The organism is Catellatospora sp. NPDC049609 (assembly GCF_040675365.1).
Lineage (GTDB): Bacteria > Actinomycetota > Actinomycetes > Mycobacteriales > Micromonosporaceae > Catellatospora.
This window is the reverse complement of record NZ_JBFAOU010000363.1, coordinates 1-3,430: the sequence shown is the minus strand read 5'-3', so window position 1 is coordinate 3,430 and position 3,430 is coordinate 1. Positions and strand designations below refer to the sequence as shown.

General features: G+C 72.0%; 4 protein-coding genes. 3 read left to right on the top strand and 1 reads right to left on the bottom strand.

Annotated features, from left to right (window positions below; all coding sequences use genetic code 11):
* The first annotated feature begins 168 nt into the window (after window positions 1–168).
* Window positions 169–624 (top strand): single-stranded DNA-binding protein, encoded by a 456-nt coding sequence (locus AB0J67_RS40025; protein WP_363490870.1) that lies wholly within the window; start codon window positions 169–171, stop codon window positions 622–624.
* Window positions 625–670: 46 nt separating this feature from the next.
* On the opposite strand, the gene AB0J67_RS40020 is transcribed toward AB0J67_RS40025, so the two are convergent.
* Window positions 671–913: a hypothetical protein gene (locus tag AB0J67_RS40020; RefSeq protein ID WP_363490868.1), complete on the bottom strand. Its 243-nt coding sequence runs from the start codon at window positions 911–913 to the stop codon at window positions 671–673.
* Between the two features lie 130 nt (window positions 914–1,043).
* On the opposite strand from AB0J67_RS40020, the gene AB0J67_RS40015 reads away from it, so the two are divergent.
* Together AB0J67_RS40015 and AB0J67_RS40010 are read left to right on the top strand one after the other, a co-directional pair.
* Window positions 1,044–1,295, top strand: a complete 252-nt coding sequence (locus tag AB0J67_RS40015) for a hypothetical protein (protein WP_363490866.1) — start codon at window positions 1,044–1,046, stop codon at window positions 1,293–1,295.
* A gap of 6 nt (window positions 1,296–1,301) precedes the next feature.
* Window positions 1,302–3,392: an FtsK/SpoIIIE domain-containing protein gene (locus AB0J67_RS40010; RefSeq protein WP_363490864.1), complete on the top strand. Its 2,091-nt coding sequence runs from the start codon at window positions 1,302–1,304 to the stop codon at window positions 3,390–3,392.
* Window positions 3,393–3,430: the final 38 nt, after the last annotated feature.

Below are 3,430 nucleotides of genomic sequence, written 5' to 3'. Positions count from 1 at the left end.
ACGTGGCCCGCCGGTCCGGGCAGGACCGGCGGCTCGGTCCACTCCAGCCGGGCCGGGATGTCGGCCAGGGCACACCCGCCCTGGCCGGGACGGTGGCCGCCAGACCCGGCGGACCAACCCGGACCCGTCGCGCGCAGCTGCGCGACGGCTCACCGAAGGAGTGCCCTCGTGGCCAACGAAACCACCCTCACCCTGGTCGGCAACCTGACCGCCGACCCCGAGCTGCGCTTCACCCCGGCCGGGGCGGCGCTGTGCAAGTTCTCCATCGCCTCCACGCCGCGCATGTACGACAAGGCGACCAACCAGTGGAAGGACGGCGACCCGCTGTTCCTGAACTGCTCCGCGTGGCGGGACCTGGCCGAGAACATCGCCGAGTCCCTGGTCAGGGGTTCGCGCGTGGTCGTGACCGGCAGGTTGAAGCTCAACCGGTGGACCACCCCGGAGGGGGAGAACCGGCAGGCGTTCCAGCTCGACGTCGAGGACATCGGCGCGAGCCTGCGCTACGCGACCGCGCAGGTCAAGAAGATGTCGCGCACCAGCGGCGGGTCCGGTGGCGGCGCGCCGGCCGGGACCGATGAGCCCAACCCGTGGGCGAGCAACACCAGCGACGAGCCCCCATTCTGACCCAGCCTGGCCCCGTCCGTGCCGACCGGCCGAGCCCCGATCGGCGCTACCGGCGTGCGTCGCTGGTCGCGCGACGGTCAGCGGCTGACGCCCGATAGCGATGGAGCCAGCGCGCCGTCCGGGGAAGGACGAAGAACATCACCCCGGCAAGCGCCAAGCCTATGGCCCAGAACGACCAGCCCTTGGCATCGGGAAAGAGCCGGTCAGCCCCGATGGCCAAGCCAACGAGCACCACCCACTCAACCAGGCGCATCCGCCAGCCATCCAAGTTCGGCCCCTCGCCAGCCATCGCTACCAACCCTCCGCCATTCCTCAGCAAGCCACACGCGGGACACGGCCCGCCCTGCCAGGAACCGGCCGTGTCCCGCCCACCCCTTCGAAGGGAGCACCCAGTATGACCTGCCGAAAGGCGGTGCCTGATGAGTGATCAGCCGTGCGGGCAGTGCCCGGTGCTGCACGCCGAGATCGCCCGGCAGGCCGCCGTCATCGCCCAGCTCAACGCCCTGGTCGTGTGGCTGCGGGAGCGGCTGGGCGGCCTGCGCAACGCCGTGGGCGCCGCTGAGGCGCTGATGCGCGAGCAGGCCGAGCAGCCCACGATGCCGCGCGGCCGGCTGCTCACGCAGCTGCACGAACGCCTGATCAACGCCCTGATCGAAGTCGAACGGAGGTAGCTCACCATGGCACTGACCCCGATGGTCTTCAACGACGACGACGAGCCCACCCGCGCCACCGTCCCCGCCCCGGCCGGGCCGATCGACGCCGAGTCCTACACCGTGTACCGGCCCGACCAGCGCGCACCCGTCGACGAGCCCAGCGGGGAGGCGATGACGGTCACGTGGAAGGACGTGACCAGCGGCGACGCCCGTCGGGTGCCGCTGGTGCCCGCGTGGATGCTGTCAGCGCACGGCCGCCGTGAGACCGTCCGCGCCCTGGTCAACGACGCCGGGTACTACGCGGCGTTCCACGCGCTGCGCTCGCCCTGGTACGGGCTCAAGGTGGCGGTCTACGCCCCGCGCGGGGTGTGGCGGCTGGCGCGGCGGGTGCTGCGCTGGGCCAGCGCGGAGGAGGGCAACTGGCAGCTTCGCCAGCACGCCGCCGACCGCAACGACGCCTACACCTGGCAGTCCTTGAACCGCACCAGGTCCAAGGAGGCCAAGCCCCGGTGGATGCTGCTCGGCGCGGCCAGTACCGCCGCGTGCGTCGGCACGACCGTGCTGGAACTGTCCGGCGCGGTCCCGCCGATCGGCTGGTACGCCGCCGCTGCCGGTGCTGCGCTGCTGGCGGCGCAGGCGGGCAAGCCCGCCGACCGGCCGATCACCGACCGCGTGTCCAACACCCCGAAGTTCACCCGCCTGACCGCCGAGCAGGTCCGGGCGGCGCTGGTCGCGGTCAAGGCCCAGGGCCTGACCGACCCCGCCCAGTTGGAGTTCCCCACGCCGATCCACCGCGACGGGCCGGGGTGGTTGGCTCGGGTCAACCTGCCCCTCGGTGTCGAGGCGGTCAAGGTGATCGAGAAGCGGGCGGCGCTGTCCTCGGCGCTGCGGCTGCCCATCGACCAGGTCTGGCCCGCGCCCGGCCCCGAGCACGCCGGCCAGCTCGACCTGTGGGTCGGGTACCAGCCCGCGTCGAAGATGGGCAAGCCGCGGTGGGCGCTGCTGGCCGACAACGCCGTCACCAGCGTGTTCAACACCGAGGAGTTCGGCTCCGACGAGCGGCAGCGACCGGTCAAGACCAGCGGGTTCGCCCGGTCGTTCCTGATCGGCGGGCAGCCCGGATCGGGCAAGAGCTACGCGGCACGTTCCCTGGCCCTGGCCTGGTCGCTGGACCCCACAGTCGAGTTCAAGATCGCCGAGTTCAAGGGGACCGGTGACTTCCTGGACTTCGAGCCGCTGTGCTCCACGTACGTCGTCGGCGTGGACGACGAGGCCATCCGGCAGGGCGGCGCGATCCTGGCGTGGGCCCTCGCCGAGGCCGAGCGGCGCGGCAAGCGCATCCTGGCCGCCAAGCAGGCCGGACTCGCACCCGAGGGCAAGGTGACGCCGGAGCTGGCGCGCAAGCCCGGGTCCGGGCTGCACCCGATCGTGATCCTCATCGACGAGGCCCACGAGCTGTTCGCCGCGGACAAGGACGCCGCCGATGCGGCCGAGCGGCTGATCAAGCGGGCGCGGGCGCTGGGCATCATCGTGGTCCTGGCCACGCAGATCCCCGACAAGACGTCGCTGCCGCCGAACATCACCCGGTGCGTCACCAACCGCTGGTGCCTGTCGGTGCAGGGGCAGGTCGAGAACGACATGATCCTCGGCACCGGTGCCTACAAGCGGGGCATCACCGGCACTGTCTACAAGCCTGTGGACGACGCCGGATGGGGCGTGATGACCGGCGGACCGTCGCCGGTGTCGGTGCTGTCGCAGTACCCGACCCCCGAGCAGGCCGCCGCGATCATCGCCCGCGCCACCGCCCTGCGCGGTGGCCGCCGGCCGACCGCGACCGACCTGCCCGCCGCGCGTGACCTGCTCGCCGACCTGCTCGACGTGTCGGCCGACAACGGCCAGCACTGGACGGTCGCCGCACCGGCGCTGGCCGAGCGGTGGCCCAACGCCTACCCGTCGATCACCGCCGAGGCCCTGTCGGACATGGCCCGCAACCTCGGCCTTCCGTCACAGGGAGTGAAGATCGCGGGGAAGGTGCTCAAGGGCTACCGCCGCACGGATCTGGCCGAGATCCTCGCTCGGCGAGAGCAGCCGCAGACGAGGCAACGCCGCAGGTAACGGCACGGGTAGGGGTAACGCCTGCGTTACCCGTGCCG

What these genes read in the sequence shown, in the direction of transcription:
- AB0J67_RS40020 (WP_363490868.1), bottom strand. Translation starts at nt 913, where the DNA reads ATGGCTGGCGAGGGGCCGAACTTGGATGGCTGGCGGATGCGCCTGGTT.
- AB0J67_RS40015 (WP_363490866.1), top strand. Translation starts at nt 1,044, where the DNA reads ATGAGTGATCAGCCGTGCGGGCAGTGCCCGGTGCTGCACGCCGAGATC.
- AB0J67_RS40010 (WP_363490864.1), top strand. Translation starts at nt 1,302, where the DNA reads ATGGCACTGACCCCGATGGTCTTCAACGACGACGACGAGCCCACCCGC.